Source organism: Paraburkholderia sp. RL17-347-BIC-D (assembly GCF_046027915.1).
GTDB lineage: Bacteria > Pseudomonadota > Gammaproteobacteria > Burkholderiales > Burkholderiaceae > Paraburkholderia.
Map to the genome: position 1 here is coordinate 216,427 of NZ_JARESS010000002.1, position 18,292 is coordinate 234,718.

Sequence of the window (18,292 nt, forward strand, 5' to 3'; positions counted from 1 at the left end):
GGTCAGTGGCCCGAGATCATTGCCCGATTTCAGCGGCCTTGAGCGCCGCTCGCGCGTGCAACTCGTCTTGGCGATCGAACATGCCGATCAGAACGATCTGCGATTCCGCGCAAGCGCGGGCCGACGACACGCTGAGCACGACGCGATTGCCGACCACATGCAACTCATGCAACGCGCCGTCGCTTTCCAGGCGCACGAAGCCTTTCGCGCGCAGCAGCTTCGCCGAAAAACTCCGCAGCGCTTCCTTCAGCTTCTTGCGGCTCAGGCACGCGTTGGTGGTAAACGAAAAGCTGCACAAATCGCGCGGCGTGGGAGAGGCGGAGAGCGGCAGTGCGCCGGTGTTGCGCGCGGGCAGCACATGCCGGTCGAAGATCAGACCGAGCGGCACGGCTGCGTGCGTCGCTTGCACGATGACACGGCTATTCGCAAGCGCTTCGACGCGCGCTTTGACAGCCTCGCGCGAAGGCTCGCTGAGCAGATCCATCTTGTTCAGCACGATGGCCGTGGCACCCGCAATCTGCCGCTGCGCGATGTCGCCGACATAAGGATCGGCCAGCGTCTCTTCGACGCGCTCCGCGTCCACCAGCACGACGATGCCGTCCAGACGAAACGCGCGGTCGAGCAAGCCGATCTGCGCGATACGCACCGGGTCGGACACGCCGCTCGCCTCGATGATCAGCAGATCGGGCGCGTCGCTGCGCGAACTCACGGCAAGCAGCGCTTCGACCAGCCGGCCGCCGATCGAGCAGCACACGCAGCCATTTTCCAGATTGATCACGTCGTCGGTGCGCTGGCGAATCAGCGAAGCATCGATATTGATCGAGCCGAAGTCGTTGACGAGCACGGTGATGCGCCGCGATCCGGCGTTGCTCAGAATATGGTTGAGCAGTGTCGTCTTTCCCGCGCCGAGATAGCCGCCAATGACGACGAGCGAAATCGCACTCATCCCACCGGCGCCTGGAAGATGCGTCCGCCGAGCACCGTGCCCCACACTTCCAGATCCCTGAGACGCTGCGGCGCGACCTCGGCCGGGTCTTCGGCGAGCACCGCGAAGTCCGCGAATTTGCCGACTTCGATACTGCCCACCAGATGGTCCATCTTGAGCGTGTAGGCGGCGCCGAGCGTGATCGCGCGCAACGCGTCGGCAACCGGCACGCGTTCATTCGCGCCGAGCACGCGGCCCGACGCGGTCTCGCGCTGCGACGCGCACCATGCGGTGAAGAGCGGATTGAGCGGCGTGATGGGCGCATCGGAATGAAAGGCGAACGGAATGCCCAGGCGGCGCGCCGACTCCGCCGCGTTCATGCGATTCGCGCGATCCGCGCCCATGGTTTGCGTATAGTGCGCGTCGCCCCAGTAGTAGATGTGGTTCGAAAAGAAATTGATGCACAGCCCGAGGCTCGCCGCCCGGGCGAGCTGGCTGGCGTCCGCCATCTGGCAGTGCTGCAGCGTATGCCGATGATCGCGTCGCGGATGAAGCGTGAGAAGCCGCTCGAAGGCATCGAGCACGAGTTCGGTCGCCTCGTTGCCGTTGGTGTGCACGTGCAGTTGCAGGCCGGCTTCGTGAAACGGCGTGAACACGTCGACGAACTGGCTCGGCGGAATCAGCCACAAGCCATTGGGCTTGCCGTTCAGATAGCCGGGCCATTTCAGGCGCGCGGTGAAGCCCTGAATCGATCCGTCGACGATGAACTTGACGGGCCCGAAGTGCAGCTTCGGTGTCGCGGTTTCCATCGCGGAGAGCACTTGTTGCGCGCCGCCTTCCGGACTGCGTTGCGGTGCGAAGGCGGGCACGATGCGCACCGGAAAATCCTCGTTGGCGGTGACTTCGCGCAGGTTGCGGTTGCCCAGTTCGGAGAAGTCATTGACCAGGTCGGTCGCGGTCGTCACGCCGGCGAGTTGCGCGACCCGGCCGAAATTCCAGATGGCCTTCGTGCTTTCGCTCGCGGCGATCGAGAGACCGGCGCCGATCACGCGGTAGGCCGGGAACATCGCGGCGAACTCCTGCAACTCGCCGGTCGGCTGTCCGCTCTCGTCCTTGTCGATGCCGTCGATATCCGTTTCCTCGTCGATGCCTGCAAGAGACAGCATCGCCGAATTGACGTTCATCAGGTGCACGCTCGCATGCAGGATCACGATGGGCCGCCTGGCCGACACCGTGTCCAGCTCGCGCACGCTCAGGCGTTGGGTGCCGAAGAAGATCGGATCGAAGCCCCACGCGAGCAACGGAGCATCGGCCGAGGTCATCTCCGCCTGGGCCGCCTTCAGCCGCTCGATCACGGCGTCCAGCGTCGTCAGGCCGGGCCAGCGCCGGCCGTCGGGGCCGCGGCGGTCGTAGTAGCCGACATAGACTGCGTCCCACATCGCGCCTTCCATGAGATGGCAATGGCCTTCGACAAACCCGGGCAACAGCACTTTGTCGCTGAACGTATCGACGATTTCCGCGTCGCCCCATTGCTTCACGTCGTCAGCGCCGCCTACCGAGAGGATCTTGCCGTCGCGAATCGCGACGTGCGTCGCATAGGGTTGCATGGGATTCATCGTCACGATCTTCTTCGCAACGAACACTTGTGTCGGGTGCTGCTCTTCTCGTCGAGTCATAGTGCAGTGATTGAAATTCGTTCAGCTCGGTTTCAACCGAGCGCGTGCGCGCGGCTCGGTTTCGCGGTGAGGTTCACCGCCGTCAGCACCAGCAGATTCACGCCGAGGCATACCAGTCCCAGATTGAAGCCGCCGAGGTCGATCTGCAATACGTACAGGATGATCGCGAGAACCTGCCCGGTCAACATGCCAGACGCAATGGCGGACGACCGCACGCGCAATCCGAACAGCACGACCATCACGCCGGGGAAAAACTGCGTCACGCCGTAATACGTGGTGTTGATCAGCGTGAGCATCAGATTCGGCGTGAGCAGCGTCATCACGATCGACACCAGCAGGTACAGCACGATCACCACTTTCGCGCTCGTCTTCTGGCGGGCTTCCGGCATGCCCGGCAGGAGATTGCGTGTGACGATCGGGCCGATTGCGAGACAGATGCCGGCCAGCACGAGCAAGCCGGAGAGCGACGCGCCGGCGGCGACGAGTCCGAGCAGCCAGCCCGGCAACAGCCGGATCGCGGCAGCGAAGAATGCTTCATTGGGCGACGCGAGATGCAGGTTCTGACTGATCGCATAGTACGACGCGACCACGAGAAACGGATACATCAGCATGTAAAGCGGCATGGCGACCTGCGTGCGGCGAATGGTGTTCGCGCTTTTCGCGGTAAAGAAGTTCTGCACCGCGAACGGCATGACGTAGAAGCCGAGCGACTGGAACAGCATGGTGCTCATCGAGAAGGTCAACTGGTGCGAATTCATCCGGTTGCTCACATGCAGGCTGGCCGCATGAAACACATCGGTCACGCCGACTTCCATCGAGACAGCGACACCGGTGACGACGATCGCGACGACCATCAGGATATCCTTCAGCACGGCGATATACGCCGATGCGCGCACGCCGGCGATCGCGATATAGGTGAACGCAAGCAACGCCGCAAACAGGATCAGATACAGCGGTTTGAAGTTCCAGCCGAGACCGTTCAATGCGGCCACGAGTCCGGTGAACTGCAACTGCCCCCACGGAAGCAGAAAGACGATCGCCGAGCCCGCGACGATCAGTTCGAGCGAGCGGCTTTGGAAATGTCCTTTGAACAGATCGGGCAGGGTGATCGCGTTATAGCGCTTGCCGGCTTGCCAGATCTTCGGACCGATGAAATACCCGACGGGATAGGCCAGCAGAATGTAGCCGAGAAACCAGACGCCGTAGGTCGGTCCTTTGGCATAGATGCCGCCCGGAAAGCCGACCATCGTGCCGATGCTGTAGATCTCGCCGGCCGCGAGGAAGAACACGAGGTAGGCGCCGAATTGCCGCGACGCCACGAAGAAGTCATGCACGCTTTGCGGACCACGTCCCTTGTTCGAACGGATCGCCAGGTAGAGCGAGAAAGCGAGAAAGCCGAGAAAGACTGCGGTGGCCATCCGGACACTCCTTTAGCGGTTTTGCGGGTGGGACTCGTCGTGGCGGCAGTCGAACACGCGCCAGCAGATCATCAGGCACCCGGAGGTGAGGATGAACCACGCGAAGATCCAGGCGTAGATGAACGGCACGCCCAATACGAAGCGGTCGACGGACGCCACCCACGGCAGCAGGCCGACCACGCCCAGATAGGGAATGCCGAGTCCGATAAACAGTTTGAGCACCTTAACTCCTCGCAGCGTGAAGTCGTGGACAGGCGCGGCCAACAGCTCTGGCAGTCGCGCAAGGACAGGCAATCGGTGAAGATAACGGCCAGTACCCTCAGTGTTGCCGAACAAAAAAATAGAACCATAGAGCCAGTTGCCGGGAGTCTATGAGTCCAATTCAGCAAATGCCGTGGATACGGCGAAACCCGCGTCCGTACTCGCTGCACCAGGCGAAAGCACCGCACTGGACCTACCCGTCGGACAGACCCCCTGCCTACAATTTCCTCACGGATCGCCAGCCGCCGGCTGCGTCTCATGCCTTATCGAAACGAAAGCGAAAGTCATCCAGGAGGAGAAAGCAATGGCTCAAACACAGACCCCGCTGCAGCACGTCACGGCCGAGACGCTGGCCGCGTTTTCCGATGCGTTCAATCGTCATGACGCGGATGCGTTGATGACCTTCATGACCGACGATTGCGTGTTCGATGCAGCAGGCGGTCCGGAAGTCTTCGGCACGCGCTTCGTGGGCCGCGACGCGACCCGCGCGGCGTTTGAAGCGGTCTTCAAGACCTTTCCCGACGCGCATTGGGGCAAGGGCCGCCACTACGTGAGCGGCGAACACGGCGTGTCCGAGTGGGTGTTCACCGGAACGCACGCGGAAGGCTGGCGTATCGAGGCGGAAGGTTGTGACCTGTTCGAGTTCCGCGACGGCCTCATCGCGGTCAAGCGGGCCTTCCGCAAGGAACGTCCGAAGCAGAACCTCGCACGCTGATCGGGAGCTTCACATGGAGCACAGTGAAATCGAACGCGTCGCGCAAGGCATGCCGTCCGGCCGCGAAGACGATACGCGCTACGATCCGGCGTACGACCCGCTGGTGTCGCCGGGACCGGGCTGGGGCAAGCAATACGCGCCGACCTACTGGGTCGCGACCGCGGGCACACCGCCCGAAGACGATGGTCCGATCACGGCGGATGTCGACGTGGATGTGGCGATCATCGGCGGCGGCTATACCGGGCTCGCCACGGCGCTTTGTCTCGCGCGGGAGCACGGCATCAAGGCGGTCGTGCTGGAAGCCAACAAGACGAGCTGGGGCTGCAGCAGCCGCAACGGCGGGCAAGGTCAGAATGCCTCGGGCCGGTTGTCGCGTTCCCAATGGATCGAACGTTGGGGTAAAGACGTCGCGTTGAAAATGCACGACGAGATTCAGGAAGGTTTCGATAACTTCAAGTCGCTGATCGCGGAGATCGATTGCGATCCGCAACCCGGCGGCCACTTTCTGATCGCGCACCGTCCGCGCATCATGCAGAAGCTGGCGGCCGAGGCCAAGGTCTGGAAAGACGTGTTCGGCTATCCGTCCGAGCTGATCGACAAGCAGACCTTCCAGCGCGAGTACGTCAACGATCACGAAGCGGCCGGCGCGCTGCACGAGCCGGAAGGCATCGGCATTCATGCATTGAAGCTCGCCTTCGGCTATCTGCGGCTGGCCCGCGAAGCGGGCGCCAAGGTGCATCCGGCGAGCCCCGTGCTCGGCTGGGAAACGATCAACGGCGTGCATCATTTGCGCACACCTGGCGGTATCGTGCGGGCGCGCGCGGTCGGCATTGCAACGGGCGCGTATACGGCGCAAACGCTGCACAATTCGCTGCGCAGCCGCATCATGCCGATCCTGTCGAATTCAATGGTCACGCGACCGCTCACGAAGCAGGAAATCGACGCGTGCAACTTTCGCACGACCCAGGTGCTCACCGATACACGCACGCTGCGCTTCTACTATCGCTTCCTGCCTGACAACCGCTTGCAGATCGGCAGCCGTTCCGCGATCACCGGCGCCGACGCGCCCAATTCGCGCCACTACGATCTGCTGGTGGAAGGCATGTTGCGCAAATTTCCGGCCTTGCGCGGCGTCGCGATCGATTATTCATGGTGGGGCTGGGTGGACGTCAGCCACGACATGATGCCGCGCGTGTATCAACCGGATCCGATGCAGACGGTGTACTACGCGCTCGGCTACGGCGGCAACGGCGTGTCGTATTCGCAGCAGGCCGGGCGGCGGCTCGCCGAACGCATCGCGGGAAAGGGCGCGAAACAGACGCTGCCGATCTTCACGTCGCCCTTGCCGGGGCACCCGTTTGCGCCATTCCGGCGAATCGGCCAGCGGATGCTGTATCAGCTTTATTTCCGCCGCGACGAAAAGCCCTGATGCCGCGGGCGAAGATTCGCCCGCGCGCATGCGGCGCTGAACTCGCAACTTGCCGCGCGCACGGCGCAAACGGCGCACACTTGCACCATGCGCCCAGGCTACGCGGTGCTTCATAAAAAATCATAGGGCGAGACGCATGGGCGTCCTCGCCTCATCCAGTCTTGAAGACGGCAGGACCTGGGCGGCTGCATGGCAGACCGGCCCGGTCCGCGATCGGATAACGGAACGTGGAGGTGACATGCAGCGATCTACAGATACAACGGAATTGAAGGCGGGCCTCAAACAGCGCCACATGACGATGATCGCGCTCGGCGGCGTGATCGGCGCGGGGCTCTTCGTCGGCAGCGGCGTGGTCGTGCAACAGGCCGGCCCCGCGGCGGTGCTGTCGTTTCTGATCACCGGCGCGCTGGTCGTGCTGGTCATGCGGATGCTCGGCGAAATGGCCTGCGCGATGCCGGCCGTCGGCTCGTTCTATGAATACGCGCGGCTGGCGTTCGGCGGCAAGCGCGCCTCCGGCAATCTCGCGGGCTTTCTGACCGGCTGGATGTACTGGTATTTCTGGGTCATCGTCGTCGCGGTGGAGGCCGTGGCGGGCGCGAAGCTCGTGCAGTTCTGGTTGCCGGATGTCCCCGCGTGGGCGATCAGTCTCGTATTGCTGGTGACGCTCACGGCGACCAACCTGGTCTCAGTCGGCAGTTACGGCGAATTCGAGTTCTGGTTCGCGTCGATCAAGGTCGCGGCGATCATGGTGTTTTTGTTTCTCGGCGGCATGTATGTGCTGGGACTGTGGCCCGCGGCGAAGCACGTCACCGCCGTGCTGCCGACGCTGCTCTCGCACGGCGGCTTGATGCCGAAGGGCATCGGACCCGTGCTGAGCGGCGCGGTCGCCGCCACGGGCTTTTACTTCGGCGCGGAGATCGTCACGATCGCGGCGGCTGAAGCGCAGGAGCCGGCCAAGGCCGTCGCCAAAGCGACGAACTCGGTGATCACGCGCGTGCTGGTTTTTTATGTCGGCTCGATCCTGCTCGTCGTCGCGCTGGTACCGTGGAACTCTCCGAAGATGGCGACGCCGTACGTCAGCGCGCTCGATGCCATGGGTATTCCGGCCGCCGCCAGCGTCATGAACGCGATCGTGCTTACCGCGGTGTTGTCGGCGCTCAATTCGGGGCTCTACGCCGCGTCGCGGATGATCTTCGCGCTGACGCGCCATGGCGACGCGCCTGCCGCGCTCGCCAAGGTCAATCGCCGCGGCGTGCCGGTGCGCGCGATTCTGATTGGCACCGTGTTCGGCTACGCGTCGGTGGTGATGTCGTATGTGTCGCCGGATACGGTGTTCGCCTTCCTCGTGAATTCGTACGGCACGGTGGCGATTTTCGTCTACGTCCTGATCGCGATATCGCAACTGAAACTGCGCGCTCGCATCGAGCGGGATACGCCAGAGAAACTGCGCGTCAGGATGTGGTGCTACCCGTATCTCACGTGGGTCGCGATCATCGGCATGGTCGGCATTCTGGTGGCGATGGCGTTCATTCCCGAGCAGCGTCAGCCGTTGTGGTTCGGGGTCGCGAGCCTCGGCGTGCTGCTTCTCGCTTATCTGCTGCGCGTCCGCAAGACGGGCGCCGGGTTCAGCGAACCGGACACGCTGGAGTACCGGCACCACCATCACTGATATGAGAATGGCGCGTCGGTTGTAAAAAACGAGATGATTTGTATCGAAAAAAGAAAGTGCGTATGATGGACCGGCGAGGCCGCGCCGCCTGCTTGCCGGGTGTCGGCCGCCGTCGTGACGAAGTGCGGAGGAGACCGTAGTGACCGATATCGTGACAGGCAAGCCGGACCGGATGGTCTCGGTGCGCACGTTGTTTGGCATCGACTCAGGCTTGATGGTGCCGGCCTTCAGCGAACGCGACGACCACGTTCCGGAAATCGACGAGGTGTACCGCTTCAATCCTGAAGTGACGCTGGCGATTCTCGCCGGCTTCATGCGCGAGCGCCGCGTGATGGTGCAGGGCTTGCACGGCACGGGCAAATCCACGCACATCGAGCAGGTTGCGGCGCGTCTGAACTGGCCCTGCGTGCGCGTGAATCTGGATGGGCATATCAGCCGTCTCGATCTGGTGGGCAAAGACGCGATCATCGTGCGCGACGACGTGCAGGTCACCGAATTCCAGGAAGGCATCGTGCCGTGGGCGCTGCAACGGCCCATGGCGTTGATCTTCGACGAATACGACGCCGGCCGTCCCGACGTGATGTTCGTGATCCAGCGCATTCTCGAGCGCGACGGCAAATTCACGCTGCTCGATCAGAACCGCGTGATTCATCCGCATCCGTATTTCCGGCTGTTCGCCACGACCAATACGGTCGGCCTCGGCAATCTGAACGGCCTTTATCACGGCACGCAGTTGTTGAATCACGCGCAGATGGACCGGTGGAACGTGGTGGCCACGCTCAACTATCTCCCGCGCGCCGAAGAGGCCAGCATCGTGCTGGCGCGCGTGCCGGAACTCGCCGACGAGACTGGCCGCTCGCTGATCGAGTCGATGATCAGCGTGGCGGAATTGACGCGCAAAGGCTTCGCCACCGGCGATCTCTCCACGCTGATGTCGCCGCGCACGGTGATCGACTGGGCGGAGAATTGCCAGATCTTCCGCGATCCGGCGATGGCGTTTCGCCTGACCTTCGTCAACAAGTGCGACGAGGCGGAACGGCCCCTCGTGGCCGAGTATTTCCAACGCTGCTTCGATAGGGAGCTGGAAAGCGCGGCGGAGCGCGAGGCGCGCTCGACGGTGCCGCAATGACGCCTGCCGAGCGGCAAGCAACACGCCGCGCCGAACAGCGTCAGAACCTGTGCGCGGCGGCGGTGCGCGCATTGACCGGAGACGCCGAGCTGCATTACCGCGCCGGCCGTCTGTACCGTGGCCTGCGCGCGCTGCCGCTGCACGCGCCGCATCTGCGCACGGACCCGCAGGTCGACGATCTGATGTCCCTGCGCGGTGCCGCGGATGGCGCTGCATTACGCCTGACGCATTCCGATGCGCAGCTCCACGCGAGGCTGTGTCCCGCCGAGCCGATCGAGCGACTCCTGTTCGAACTGTTCGAACAGTTGCGCTGCGAAGCGCTCGCACCGGCCAGCATGCCGGGGCTCGCGCAGAATCTGCGCCATCGCTTCGAGACATGGTCGCGCGCTTTCTATCGCACTGGACTGATCGACGGGCACCTGGGCATTCTGCTGTACACCGTGGCCCAGATCGTCTGGTCGCGTCTGTCCGGCTGGCCCGTACTGGAAGAGACCGAAGGTCTGATCGAAGCCACGCGTGCCGCGATCACGCCGACCTTGGGCGTGCCGCTCGCGGCACTGCGGCGGCATCGAATGGAGCAGGGCGAGTTCGCGATTCATGCGCTCGAGTTCGCCCGTCTCGTTGGCGTGATGATGCGTGAAGCGCGCGCGCAGTCCCTCGAAGAAGACGAGCAGGCACCGGAAGACGACGAAGCCGTGCGCGCCATGTTCACGCTCTGGTTCGACACCGACGAAGGCGAGCAGGTCGACATGGGCCTCGCCGCCACCGGCGATAGCCGCGTTCTCAGAGACGCCGAGCATCGCTACCTCGCGTACACCACGCGCTACGACCACGAGTTCGCGCCGGGCTCGCGCATACGCAGCGAGTTGCTGGCGGAATACCGCGACCAGCTCGATAAGCGCATCGCCGCGCAGCGCATCAACGTGCCGCGGCTCGCGTATGCGCTCAAGGCCGCGCTCGCGGTGCCGCAACGCGACGGCTGGTCGTTCGGTGAAGAGCACGGCCGCATCGATGGCCGGCGTCTCGCGCAACTGGTCAGCTCGCCGGCCGAGCGGCGTTTGTTTCTGCTTGAACGGCACAAGCCGATCGCCGATTGCGTGGTGAGTTTTCTGATCGATTGTTCGGGGTCCATGCGAACCTATATCGAGCCGGTGGCGCTGCTGGTGGACGTGCTCACGCGCGCGCTCGATCAGGCCGGTGTCGCCAGCGAGGTCTTGGGTTTCTCGACCGGCGCCTGGAACGGCGGCCGCGCGCGGCTCGACTGGCTGGCCGGCGGCCGGCCGCATCATCCGGGGCGGCTCAATGAGCTCGCCCACCTCGTCTTCAAGGATGCCGCGACGAGTTGGCGGCGCGCTCGCGCCGACATCGCCGCGTTGTTCAAGGCCGATCTGTTCCGCGAAGGCGTGGACGGCGAGGCGGTCGACTGGGCCTGCACGCGGCTGCGCGCGCGTGCCGAGGCGCGGCGGATTCTCGTCGTGATCTCGGACGGCAGTCCGATGGACAGCGCCACCGCTCAGGTCAACGACACCTACTACCTGGACAATCACCTGAAGCAAGTAGTCGCACGCAACGAAGCCGCGCATGACGTCGAATTGCTGGGCCTTGGCGTCGGACTCGATCTCAGTCCGTATTACCGCCGTTGTTTTGCGGTCGATCTGTCCACACCGCCGGATATGTCGCTGTTCGCCGAACTCGTCGGATGGATCGGCGCACGGCGGTAGGTGGACCGTGGCGTTATCAGGCGCCTTAGCGGATCAACTGCTGCAACGCATGCAGAATCAGCGAGCCGCCAATCACCACCAGAATCGCATACGCGATACGGCGCGTCATCACACCCGACAGAGGCGGCGGATACTGCCGCGCCACGATCGTCATCAGCGCGACGACCGGGACCGCGAACGCGGCCTGCATCCAGAGATCGGCGTCGAGTTGACCCTCGTACGCGCTAAACAGCGTGCGAGTGATCGACGTCACCGTAAAGATCAGAATCAACGCGTAGCGGATCTGCACGAGCGAGAGCGGCTGGCGATAGAACTGAAAAATCAACGGCGGCCCGGATACACCGAACATGCCGCTCAGCAGCCCACCGAACACCCCGCTGACGAAGAAACTCCGATTGCCTGAGCGGCAAGCGAGCGGAGCCGGCCGCAGCGCCGCGCTCAGGCCGCCATACAGCACCACGGCGCCCAGCAGCAGTTGCAACACGCCGGAAGCCGCATTGCTCAACAGATCCAGCACCAGCACGCCGGCGACCACCGACGGCAGAATGCCCAGCGTAGCGGCGCCCACCGCGCGCCAGTCGATGTGATGAAGTTTGCCGGGCAGGGCGGTCGCGCTGTTGGCGAGGGTCACGAGGCTGAGCAAAGCGGCGAGACTCGTGACCGGCGCCAGGTCGAGGCCGCTGGCGGCGCCGATGACGATCATGCTCAGACCGAAGCCGGTAATGGTTTGAAAATAGCTCGCGACGCCCATCAGTGCGAGGAGCGGCAGCAACTTCTGAACGATCATGAATGAGACGGTGTGAGGAGGGCGTCGGGATGCGTGAGCGCGGCTTGAGCCTGAACCGCGGTGACGGCGGTGACGTAGTAGATGTCGTCCGCGCTGCAGCCGCGCGACAGGTCATTGGCGGGCTTGCGCAGGCCTTGCAGCAAGGGGCCGATCGCCTTCGCGCCGCCGATCCGCTCGGCCAGCTTGTAGCCGATGTTGCCCGCCTCGAGACTCGGAAACACCAGCACGTTGGCGTGGCCCTCCACCTGCGAGTGCTTGACCTTGCGCAGCGCGATTTCGGAGACGATAGCCGCGTCGAGTTGCACGTCGCCGTCGATCGCGAGATGCGGGCGGCGTTCCTGCACGATGTGGGTGGCGTTGACCACTTTGTCGACGGCCGCATGATGAGCGCTGCCGCTCGTCGAAAACGACAGCATCGCCACGCGCGGCTCGTCCATCAGCAGGCTTTTTGCGCTGTCCGCCGCGGCCATCGCGATCTCGGCGAGTTGGGCGGCATCGGGTTCCACCACGAGCGCGCAGTCGGAAAAGATCAGGCCGCCCTTGAGCGTGTGGAACGGCTCGCACAGCATCATCAGGAAGAAGCTCGACACGAGCCTGAATGAAGGCGCGATACCGATGATCTGGATAGCGTTACGCACCACGTCGGCGGTGGTGTTGACCGCGCCGGACACGGAACCGTCGGCGTGGCCGAGGCGCACCATCAGGTTCGCGAAGCATAGCGGGTTGAGGATTTCGCTCTGCGCTTGTTGGAGCGTCATGCCTTTCTTGCTGCGCAGAGCGAACAGTTCGTCGGCATATAACGGTGCTAGCGCCGAAGTGGCGGGGTCCACCAGTTCCATACCGTTTAGATCGACGTCGAAGCGAGCGGCGGCTTCTCGGATGCGCGTGGCGTCACCGACCAGCAGAATGCGCGCAATGCCTTCGCTGCTCGCGCGCTGCGCCGCCTGCAACACGCGCGGATCCTCGGCCTCGCTCAGCACGATGCGCATCGGCGAATGGCGCGCTTGTTCAATGATGCGGTTGATGGCTTTCATAGGAGTGGCCGGTTGAAAAGGCAGCGAGACGTACAACGAAGAAGCCGGAGACAGAGCGCCCGCGCGGGCGCAACTGTTTCCGGCCTGTGAGCGCGGCGGGCTCCGTCCGCCTGAGCACGAAGTCCGCCGGCGCCCAAAACGCTCAGACGTAGTCCTTATACTTGTCGAGCATGCGCACCGGCTTGGAGAGCGCGTCGCGGCGGAACGGATCACCCAGTTCACGGGTACACATGATCTCGATGATGGTGGTCTTGCCGTGGTTCATCTGCGCGTCGATCGCGCGCTTGAGCGCCGGGCCGACATCTTCGAGACGGTCCACCACGATGCCCTCGGCGCCCATCGCGCGGGCAATGGCGGCGAAGCTCTGGTTGTCGAGTTCACCCGCGACGAAGCGGCGATTGTAGAAGTCCACCTGGTTCTTCTTCTCGGCGCCCCATTGGCGGTTATGGAACACCACCGCCGTCACCGGAATGTTGTGGCGCACGCAGGTCATGGTTTCCATCAGGCTCATGCCCCATGCGCCATCGCCCGCATACGAAACGGCCGGGCGATGCGGCGCGGCGACCTTGGCGCCGATGATGGTCGGAAACGCGTAGCCGCAATTGCCCCAGCTCATCGCCGCGAAGAAGCTGCGCGGCTTGTTAAAGCGCAGATAACTGTTGGCCACCGAGTTGATGTTGCCGATGTCGGTCGAGACCATCACGTCCTCGGGCATGGCCTTTTCCAACTCGCGCAGCACCTGGCGCGGATGCAGATAGGTGCCGCCGCCGGGCGTGCGTTCCTGCTTCTGCTCCTCGATCATGTCGAGGCTGTAGGCGTCGCGTTCGTGCGTCCAGTCGTCGAGCTCTTTCTCCCACGCCGCTTTCTCCGATGCGATCTGGCCGCCGCGTTCCTCGCGCGTGGCGTCGCAGGCAATCTTGCGTCCGGCAAGGCGCTCGGTCAGCGCGACGGCAGCGGCTTTCGCGTCGCCGCAGATGCCCACTGAGATCTTCTTCACCAGGCCGAGCATCTTGTGGTCGGCATCGATCTGGATGATCTTGGCGTTGGTCGGCCAGTAGTCCATGCCGTGCTGCGGCAGCGTGCCGAACGGTCCGAGGCGCGAGCCGAGCGCGATCACGACGTCGGCGCGCGACAGCAGCTTCATCGCCGCCTTCGAGCCCTGATAGCCGAGCGGACCGCACCACAGCGGATGGTTGGCGGGGAAGGAGTCGTTGTGCAGATAGCTGTTGACCACCGGTGCGTTGAGGCGCTCGGCGAGCGCCTTGCACTCTTCGATCGCATCGGCCATCACCACGCCGCCGCCGGAAATGATCACCGGGAATTTGGCTTGCGCGAGCAGTTCGGCCGCTTCGTTCAGGCTTTGCTCACCACCCGCGCCGCGATCGAGACGCTGCGGCTGGGGGATCTCCACCTTGACCTGACCGTAGAAGTAATCGCGCGGGATATTCAACTGCGTCGGCCCCATCTCCGCCATCGCGCGGTCGAAGCAGCGGCCCGTGAATTCCGCCATGCGCGCCGGATGGGTGACGTGGCCTTGATACTTGGTGAACTCCTGGAACATGGGCAGTTGTTTGGCTTCCTGGAAGCCGCCCAGGCCGATGCCCATGGTGCCGGCCTCCGGCGTGACGATCACGACCGGGCTGTGCGCCCAGTAGGCCGCCGCAATGGCGGTGACGCAGTTGCTGATGCCCGGGCCGTTCTGGCCGATCACCACGCCGTGACGTCCCGAGACGCGCGAATAACCGTCGGCCATGTGGCCGGCGCCTTGCTCGTGCACCACCGGAATCAGGCGGATGCCGGCGGGCGCGAAGATATCCATGGCGTCCATGAAGGCGGAGCCCATGATGCCAAACATATCGGTCACGCCGTTGGCCGCCAGGGTTTCGACAAACGCTTCCGACGGCGTCATGGCCTGCGGGCCGCTGGCACGGTTGTCGGCGGTAGCGTCACGCGGGGAAGGATTCTGCTCGCTCATGGGGTGTCTCCAGCTCTTTGAGATAAGTGGAACAAAAAATACCGAAAAATGCTTGGTGTCTGAAATGTAGGTCAGCGGTTCCTGTGCGTCAACATAAATTCAAATAAATGGAACGTTTTGTATCAAAAAAAGTATGTGTGCCATGGCGACGAAAGGCGTCACTATCCCTCACTGCCATGGCAACGAGTACGTCTTCACGTTGGTAAAGCTCTTGATCGCTTCCTGAACGCCTTCCTTGTAGCCGAGCCCCGAATCCTTGATGCCGCCGAACGGCGTCAGTTCGAGCCGGTAGCCCGGCACCTCGCGCACGTTCACGCTTCCCACCTCCAGCTCCGCGATAAACCGCGTGATGTAGTCGAGCCGGTTGGTGCAGACGGAAGAGGACAGGCCGTAATCGGTGGAGTTGGAAATACGGATCGCTTCGTCGATATCGCGGAAACGGATGACCGGCGAAACCGGTCCAAAGGTTTCATAGCGGACGAGCGGCATATCCGGCGTGACGCGATCGACTACGGTGGGCGAATAGAGCGCGCCGCGGCGCACGTTGCCGACCAGCAGCTTCGCGCCGCGGCTCACGGCGTCGTTGACTTGCGCTTCGAAGAACTTCGCGGCGTCCGCGTCGATCACGGTGCCCATGTCGGTTGCAGGGTCGGCCGGGTCGCCGTAGCGTATCGCGCGGGTCTTCTCCACCAGCAATTCGACGAAGCGGTCCGCCACCGCTTCATGCACGAGCATCCGCTTGATGGCGGTGCAGCGCTGCCCCGAGTTTTTGTACGAGCCGGAAACGGCCAACGTGCTCGCTTCGTCGAGGTCCGCGTCTTCCATCACGATGATCGGATCGTTGCCGCCCAGTTCCAAAACTGCTCGGCGGTAACCCATCTTGCTCGCGATGTATTTGCCGATGGCGACCCCGCCGGTGAATGTGATCAGGTCGACGCGCCGGTTCGTAATGAGTTCGTCAGCGATGTCTTTCGGGTCGCCCGTCACCACCTGGAGCATTTGTGGCGGCAGGCCGGCGCTGTAGAGAATGTCGGCAAGCAGACACGTGGACAGCGGCACCTTTTCGGACGGCTTGACGACGATCCGGTTGTTGGTGGCGATGGACGGCACGATCTTGTGCGCCACCTGGTTCATCGGATGATTGAACGGCGTGATCGCGCAGATCACGCCGAGCAGAGGCTCGCGCTGCGTGTAGACGCGGCGCTGTTTGCCGTGCGGCGTCAGATCGCAGGAGAAGACCTGGCTGTCGTCCTTCAGCGCTTCATTGGCGCCGAAGACCAATACGTCGCTGACGCGGCCGGCTTCGTATAGCGAATCCTTTTTACAGAGCCCCGATTCCGCTGTAATCAGATCGGCGATTTCGGCGGTCCGCTCGCGCACGATATCCGCCGCGCGCCGCAGGATCTGCGCGCGCTCATAGCGCGTGAGTCGGGCGCGATAGGCGTGCACATACTCGAAGGCGTGCCGCACGTCGTCCACGGTGGCTTTCGGAACGGTGCCGACCAGTTCGCGCGTATAGGGGTTGAACACCTCGATGATTTCGGTGCGCGTGATCTTTTCACCACCGATACGCATGGCCTCGTGCCGAACTGCACAAGGCATCCTGGGTTTGACGATGGCGTTCAAGCGGCCCCCTGACTGGATTGACGATCGCGGAAGATAAATGTCTTACCGTTGAGGTTGATATTGCCGTTGGGCACGGCAACGGGGTAGAGCCAGCTTGGGGGAGTCGCTGAGTCCAGCGCCGGGTCGCTACGTGACGCAAAAAAGAAAGGGCCCGAAGAAGGGCCCATGTCAGCGAAGTACCGCGACGCTTTCTCAGACTTTGCCTTTCCAGGGCACCAGCACGCGTTCGATATAGCGCATCAGCAAATCGAAGCAGAGCGCAAAGAAGCCGATCACGATGATCCCCATGATCACCACGTCGCTCGCGAGGAATTCCGCCGCGTTGAGCACCATGAAGCCGAGGCCGCTGGTCGAGGCGACCATTTCGGCGGCCACCAGCGTGGTCCAGCCCACGCCGATGCCGATTCGCATGCCGGTAAAGATCTCCGGCATCGCCGACTTCAGGATCACGTACAGCACCACTTGCGTACGCGAGGCGCCCATCGAATACGCGGCGTGAATCTGTTCGATCGACACCGACCGCACGCCGGCACGCGCGGCAATGGCGAGCGGCGCGAAGATCGCCAGGTAGATCAACAGCACCTTCGAGAATTCGCCGATGCCGAACCAGATGATGATGAGCGGCAGATAGGCGAGCGGCGGCAACGGCCGGTAGAACTCGATGGGCGGATCGAATGCGCCGCGCGCGAAGCGCGACACGCCCATCATCACGCCGACGGGTATCGCCGTCAGACAGGCGAGCGCGAATGCGCCGAACACCCGCAGCAGGCTGATGCCGGTGTGCTGCGCGAGCGTCGAATTGGCAAAGCCTTCCGTCGCGACAAAGATGAACTTCGCGTAGACGGCCTGTGGCGACGGCAGGAACAGCGGCTTGATCCAGTGCAGATTGGTCGCCGCGAACCAGAGTGCGATGAACGCGGCGACGGTGATGAGGCTGGTGGCGACACTGCTGCCTTGCCCCGGCACGCCGAACGTGTCGCCGGGCCGGGCGGGTTTCTTCGCGAGCATACGGGGACCGCGCCCGGGTCGGCGGGGCGGCCGGATCGGCGTGTTCGTCTCCATGGGCGCGGCCTCGCCGTGCAACACGGCATGAGCGGATTTAGAACTAAACATGAGCGACTCCGGCCTCGGCGCCGTGCAGCTTCTCGTCGCCGTAAATGATGTTGAGGACACGCTCGCGCATTTCGATGAAATCGGGACTCGATTTGATCGCCCGTGCGTCGCGCGTTTCGAGAAAACGGCGATTGAAGTCCAGTTCGTAGGTATGCGTGATGCGGCCGGGACGCGGCGACATCACGATCAGCCGGCTCGCGAGGAACAGGGCTTCCTCCACACTGTGCGTGATGAAGAAGAACATCTTGTTGGTCTTCTTCCAGACGTCGAGCAGCAGCTCCTGAATAGTTTCGCGAGTGAGCGCGTCGAGCGCGGCCATCGGCTCGTCCATCAGCAGCATGGCGGGATCGCAGGTGAGCGCGCGGGCAATGCCGACGCGCTGCTGCATGCCGCCGGAGAGCTGATAGATCATGTGCTTGTGGAAATCCTGCAAGCCGACCAGCGCGAGGTTGCGCACGGCGATTTCGCGCCGCTGCGCGCGCGGCACGCCTTGCAGCTTGAGGCCGAATTCCGCGTTGTCGATCACGTTGAGCCACGGCAAGAGCGCATGCTTCTGGAACACCACGCCGCGGTCCGCGCCCGGCCCCGCAATGGGTTCGCCACCGAGCAGCAACTCGCCCCGGCTCGGCGCGATGAAGCCGGCCATCAGCGATAACAGCGTAGTCTTGCCGCAGCCGGACGCGCCCAGCGCGACCACGAAGTCACCCGAGCGGATAGTCAGGTTGATATCGTCGAGCGCCTGCACGGTCTGACCGGGACGCCGCCCCGGAAACATCACGCTTACGTTCTTGACAGTCATGTTTTCCATGTTGCC

15 protein-coding genes are annotated in these 18,292 nt (G+C 63.4%); 5 read left to right on the forward strand and 10 right to left on the reverse strand.

Annotation, left to right across the window (positions count from 1 at the left end; all coding sequences use genetic code 11):
• Window positions 1-16: 16 nt before the first annotated feature.
• The 4 genes from P0D96_RS04400 to P0D96_RS04415 are packed head-to-tail and all read right to left on the reverse strand — an operon-like array spanning window position 17 to window position 4,241.
• A complete protein-coding gene (locus P0D96_RS04400; protein WP_408312019.1) occupies window positions 17-946 on the reverse strand; it encodes a CobW family GTP-binding protein in 930 nt (309 codons plus the stop codon).
• The gene (locus tag P0D96_RS04405; RefSeq protein ID WP_408312022.1) at window positions 943-2,601 is read right to left on the reverse strand and encodes an amidohydrolase; all 1,659 of its coding nucleotides are present in this window, start codon (window positions 2,599-2,601) and stop codon (window positions 943-945) included. Before P0D96_RS04405 ends, P0D96_RS04400 begins: the two co-directional genes overlap by 4 nt.
• Window positions 2,602-2,633: 32 nt before the next feature.
• Window positions 2,634-4,019, reverse strand: a complete 1,386-nt coding sequence (locus P0D96_RS04410; RefSeq protein ID WP_408312025.1) for a sodium:solute symporter family protein — start codon at window positions 4,017-4,019, stop codon at window positions 2,634-2,636.
• Window positions 4,020-4,031: 12 nt separating this feature from the next.
• On the reverse strand, window positions 4,032-4,241 hold the full coding sequence (locus P0D96_RS04415) for a DUF3311 domain-containing protein (RefSeq protein WP_106300676.1): 210 nt from the start codon (window positions 4,239-4,241) through the stop codon (window positions 4,032-4,034).
• Window positions 4,242-4,584: 343 nt separating this feature from the next.
• Between P0D96_RS04415 and P0D96_RS04420 the strand changes: the two genes are divergently transcribed.
• The 5 genes from P0D96_RS04420 (at window position 4,585) to P0D96_RS04440 (ending at window position 10,943) form a co-directional block, all read left to right on the forward strand.
• Entirely contained in the window at window positions 4,585-4,995 is a 411-nt protein-coding gene (locus tag P0D96_RS04420; protein ID WP_408280861.1) for a nuclear transport factor 2 family protein, read from the forward strand.
• Between the two features lie 13 nt (window positions 4,996-5,008).
• A complete protein-coding gene (locus P0D96_RS04425; RefSeq protein ID WP_207915704.1) occupies window positions 5,009-6,424 on the forward strand; it encodes an NAD(P)/FAD-dependent oxidoreductase in 1,416 nt (471 codons plus the stop codon).
• 238 nt (window positions 6,425-6,662) lie between these two features.
• Window positions 6,663-8,093: an amino acid permease gene (locus P0D96_RS04430; RefSeq protein ID WP_408280864.1), complete on the forward strand. Its 1,431-nt coding sequence runs from the start codon at window positions 6,663-6,665 to the stop codon at window positions 8,091-8,093.
• 139 nt (window positions 8,094-8,232) lie between these two features.
• On the forward strand, window positions 8,233-9,222 hold the full coding sequence (locus tag P0D96_RS04435; RefSeq protein ID WP_408312028.1) for an AAA family ATPase: 990 nt from the start codon (window positions 8,233-8,235) through the stop codon (window positions 9,220-9,222).
• Window positions 9,219-10,943, forward strand: coding sequence for a cobaltochelatase CobT-related protein (locus P0D96_RS04440; RefSeq protein ID WP_408312031.1), 1,725 nt, complete (start codon window positions 9,219-9,221; stop codon window positions 10,941-10,943). The genes P0D96_RS04435 and P0D96_RS04440 overlap by 4 nt, the downstream gene beginning before the upstream one ends.
• Before the next feature lie 25 nt (window positions 10,944-10,968).
• Here P0D96_RS04440 and P0D96_RS04445 read toward each other — a convergent pair whose 3' ends face one another.
• The 6 genes from P0D96_RS04445 to P0D96_RS04470 form a co-directional block, all read right to left on the reverse strand.
• Entirely contained in the window at window positions 10,969-11,730 is a 762-nt protein-coding gene (locus P0D96_RS04445) for a sulfite exporter TauE/SafE family protein (protein ID WP_408175116.1), read from the reverse strand.
• Window positions 11,727-12,764 (reverse strand): phosphate acetyltransferase, encoded by a 1,038-nt coding sequence (gene pta / locus P0D96_RS04450; RefSeq protein WP_408175114.1) that lies wholly within the window; start codon window positions 12,762-12,764, stop codon window positions 11,727-11,729. The genes P0D96_RS04445 and pta overlap by 4 nt, the downstream gene beginning before the upstream one ends.
• Window positions 12,765-12,906: 142 nt before the next feature.
• Window positions 12,907-14,739: a sulfoacetaldehyde acetyltransferase gene (gene xsc, locus P0D96_RS04455; protein ID WP_207915703.1), complete on the reverse strand. Its 1,833-nt coding sequence runs from the start codon at window positions 14,737-14,739 to the stop codon at window positions 12,907-12,909.
• A gap of 168 nt (window positions 14,740-14,907) precedes the next feature.
• Window positions 14,908-16,341 (reverse strand): phosphonoacetaldehyde dehydrogenase, encoded by a 1,434-nt coding sequence (gene phnY, locus P0D96_RS04460; protein ID WP_408312322.1) that lies wholly within the window; start codon window positions 16,339-16,341, stop codon window positions 14,908-14,910.
• A gap of 216 nt (window positions 16,342-16,557) precedes the next feature.
• A complete protein-coding gene (locus P0D96_RS04465) occupies window positions 16,558-17,478 on the reverse strand; it encodes an ABC transporter permease subunit (RefSeq protein ID WP_408312033.1) in 921 nt (306 codons plus the stop codon).
• Window positions 17,471-18,286, reverse strand: coding sequence for a taurine ABC transporter ATP-binding protein (locus tag P0D96_RS04470; RefSeq protein ID WP_408312036.1), 816 nt, complete (start codon window positions 18,284-18,286; stop codon window positions 17,471-17,473). The genes P0D96_RS04465 and P0D96_RS04470 overlap by 8 nt, the downstream gene beginning before the upstream one ends.
• Window positions 18,287-18,292: the final 6 nt, after the last annotated feature.

Coding starts and splice junctions, on each gene's coding strand:
- P0D96_RS04400 (WP_408312019.1), bottom strand. CDS start 946: ATGAGTGCGATTTCGCTCGTCGTCATTGGCGGCTATCTCGGCGCGGGA.
- P0D96_RS04405 (WP_408312022.1), bottom strand. CDS start 2,601: ATGACTCGACGAGAAGAGCAGCACCCGACACAAGTGTTCGTTGCGAAG.
- P0D96_RS04410 (WP_408312025.1), bottom strand. CDS start 4,019: ATGGCCACCGCAGTCTTTCTCGGCTTTCTCGCTTTCTCGCTCTACCTG.
- P0D96_RS04420 (WP_408280861.1), top strand. CDS start 4,585: ATGGCTCAAACACAGACCCCGCTGCAGCACGTCACGGCCGAGACGCTG.
- P0D96_RS04425 (WP_207915704.1), top strand. CDS start 5,009: ATGGAGCACAGTGAAATCGAACGCGTCGCGCAAGGCATGCCGTCCGGC.
- P0D96_RS04430 (WP_408280864.1), top strand. CDS start 6,663: ATGCAGCGATCTACAGATACAACGGAATTGAAGGCGGGCCTCAAACAG.
- P0D96_RS04440 (WP_408312031.1), top strand. CDS start 9,219: ATGACGCCTGCCGAGCGGCAAGCAACACGCCGCGCCGAACAGCGTCAG.
- P0D96_RS04445 (WP_408175116.1), bottom strand. CDS start 11,730: ATGATCGTTCAGAAGTTGCTGCCGCTCCTCGCACTGATGGGCGTCGCG.
- pta (WP_408175114.1), bottom strand. CDS start 12,764: ATGAAAGCCATCAACCGCATCATTGAACAAGCGCGCCATTCGCCGATG.
- xsc (WP_207915703.1), bottom strand. CDS start 14,739: ATGAGCGAGCAGAATCCTTCCCCGCGTGACGCTACCGCCGACAACCGT.
- phnY (WP_408312322.1), bottom strand. CDS start 16,341: ATGCCTTGTGCAGTTCGGCACGAGGCCATGCGTATCGGTGGTGAAAAG.
- P0D96_RS04465 (WP_408312033.1), bottom strand. CDS start 17,478: ATGTTTAGTTCTAAATCCGCTCATGCCGTGTTGCACGGCGAGGCCGCG.
- P0D96_RS04470 (WP_408312036.1), bottom strand. CDS start 18,286: ATGGAAAACATGACTGTCAAGAACGTAAGCGTGATGTTTCCGGGGCGG.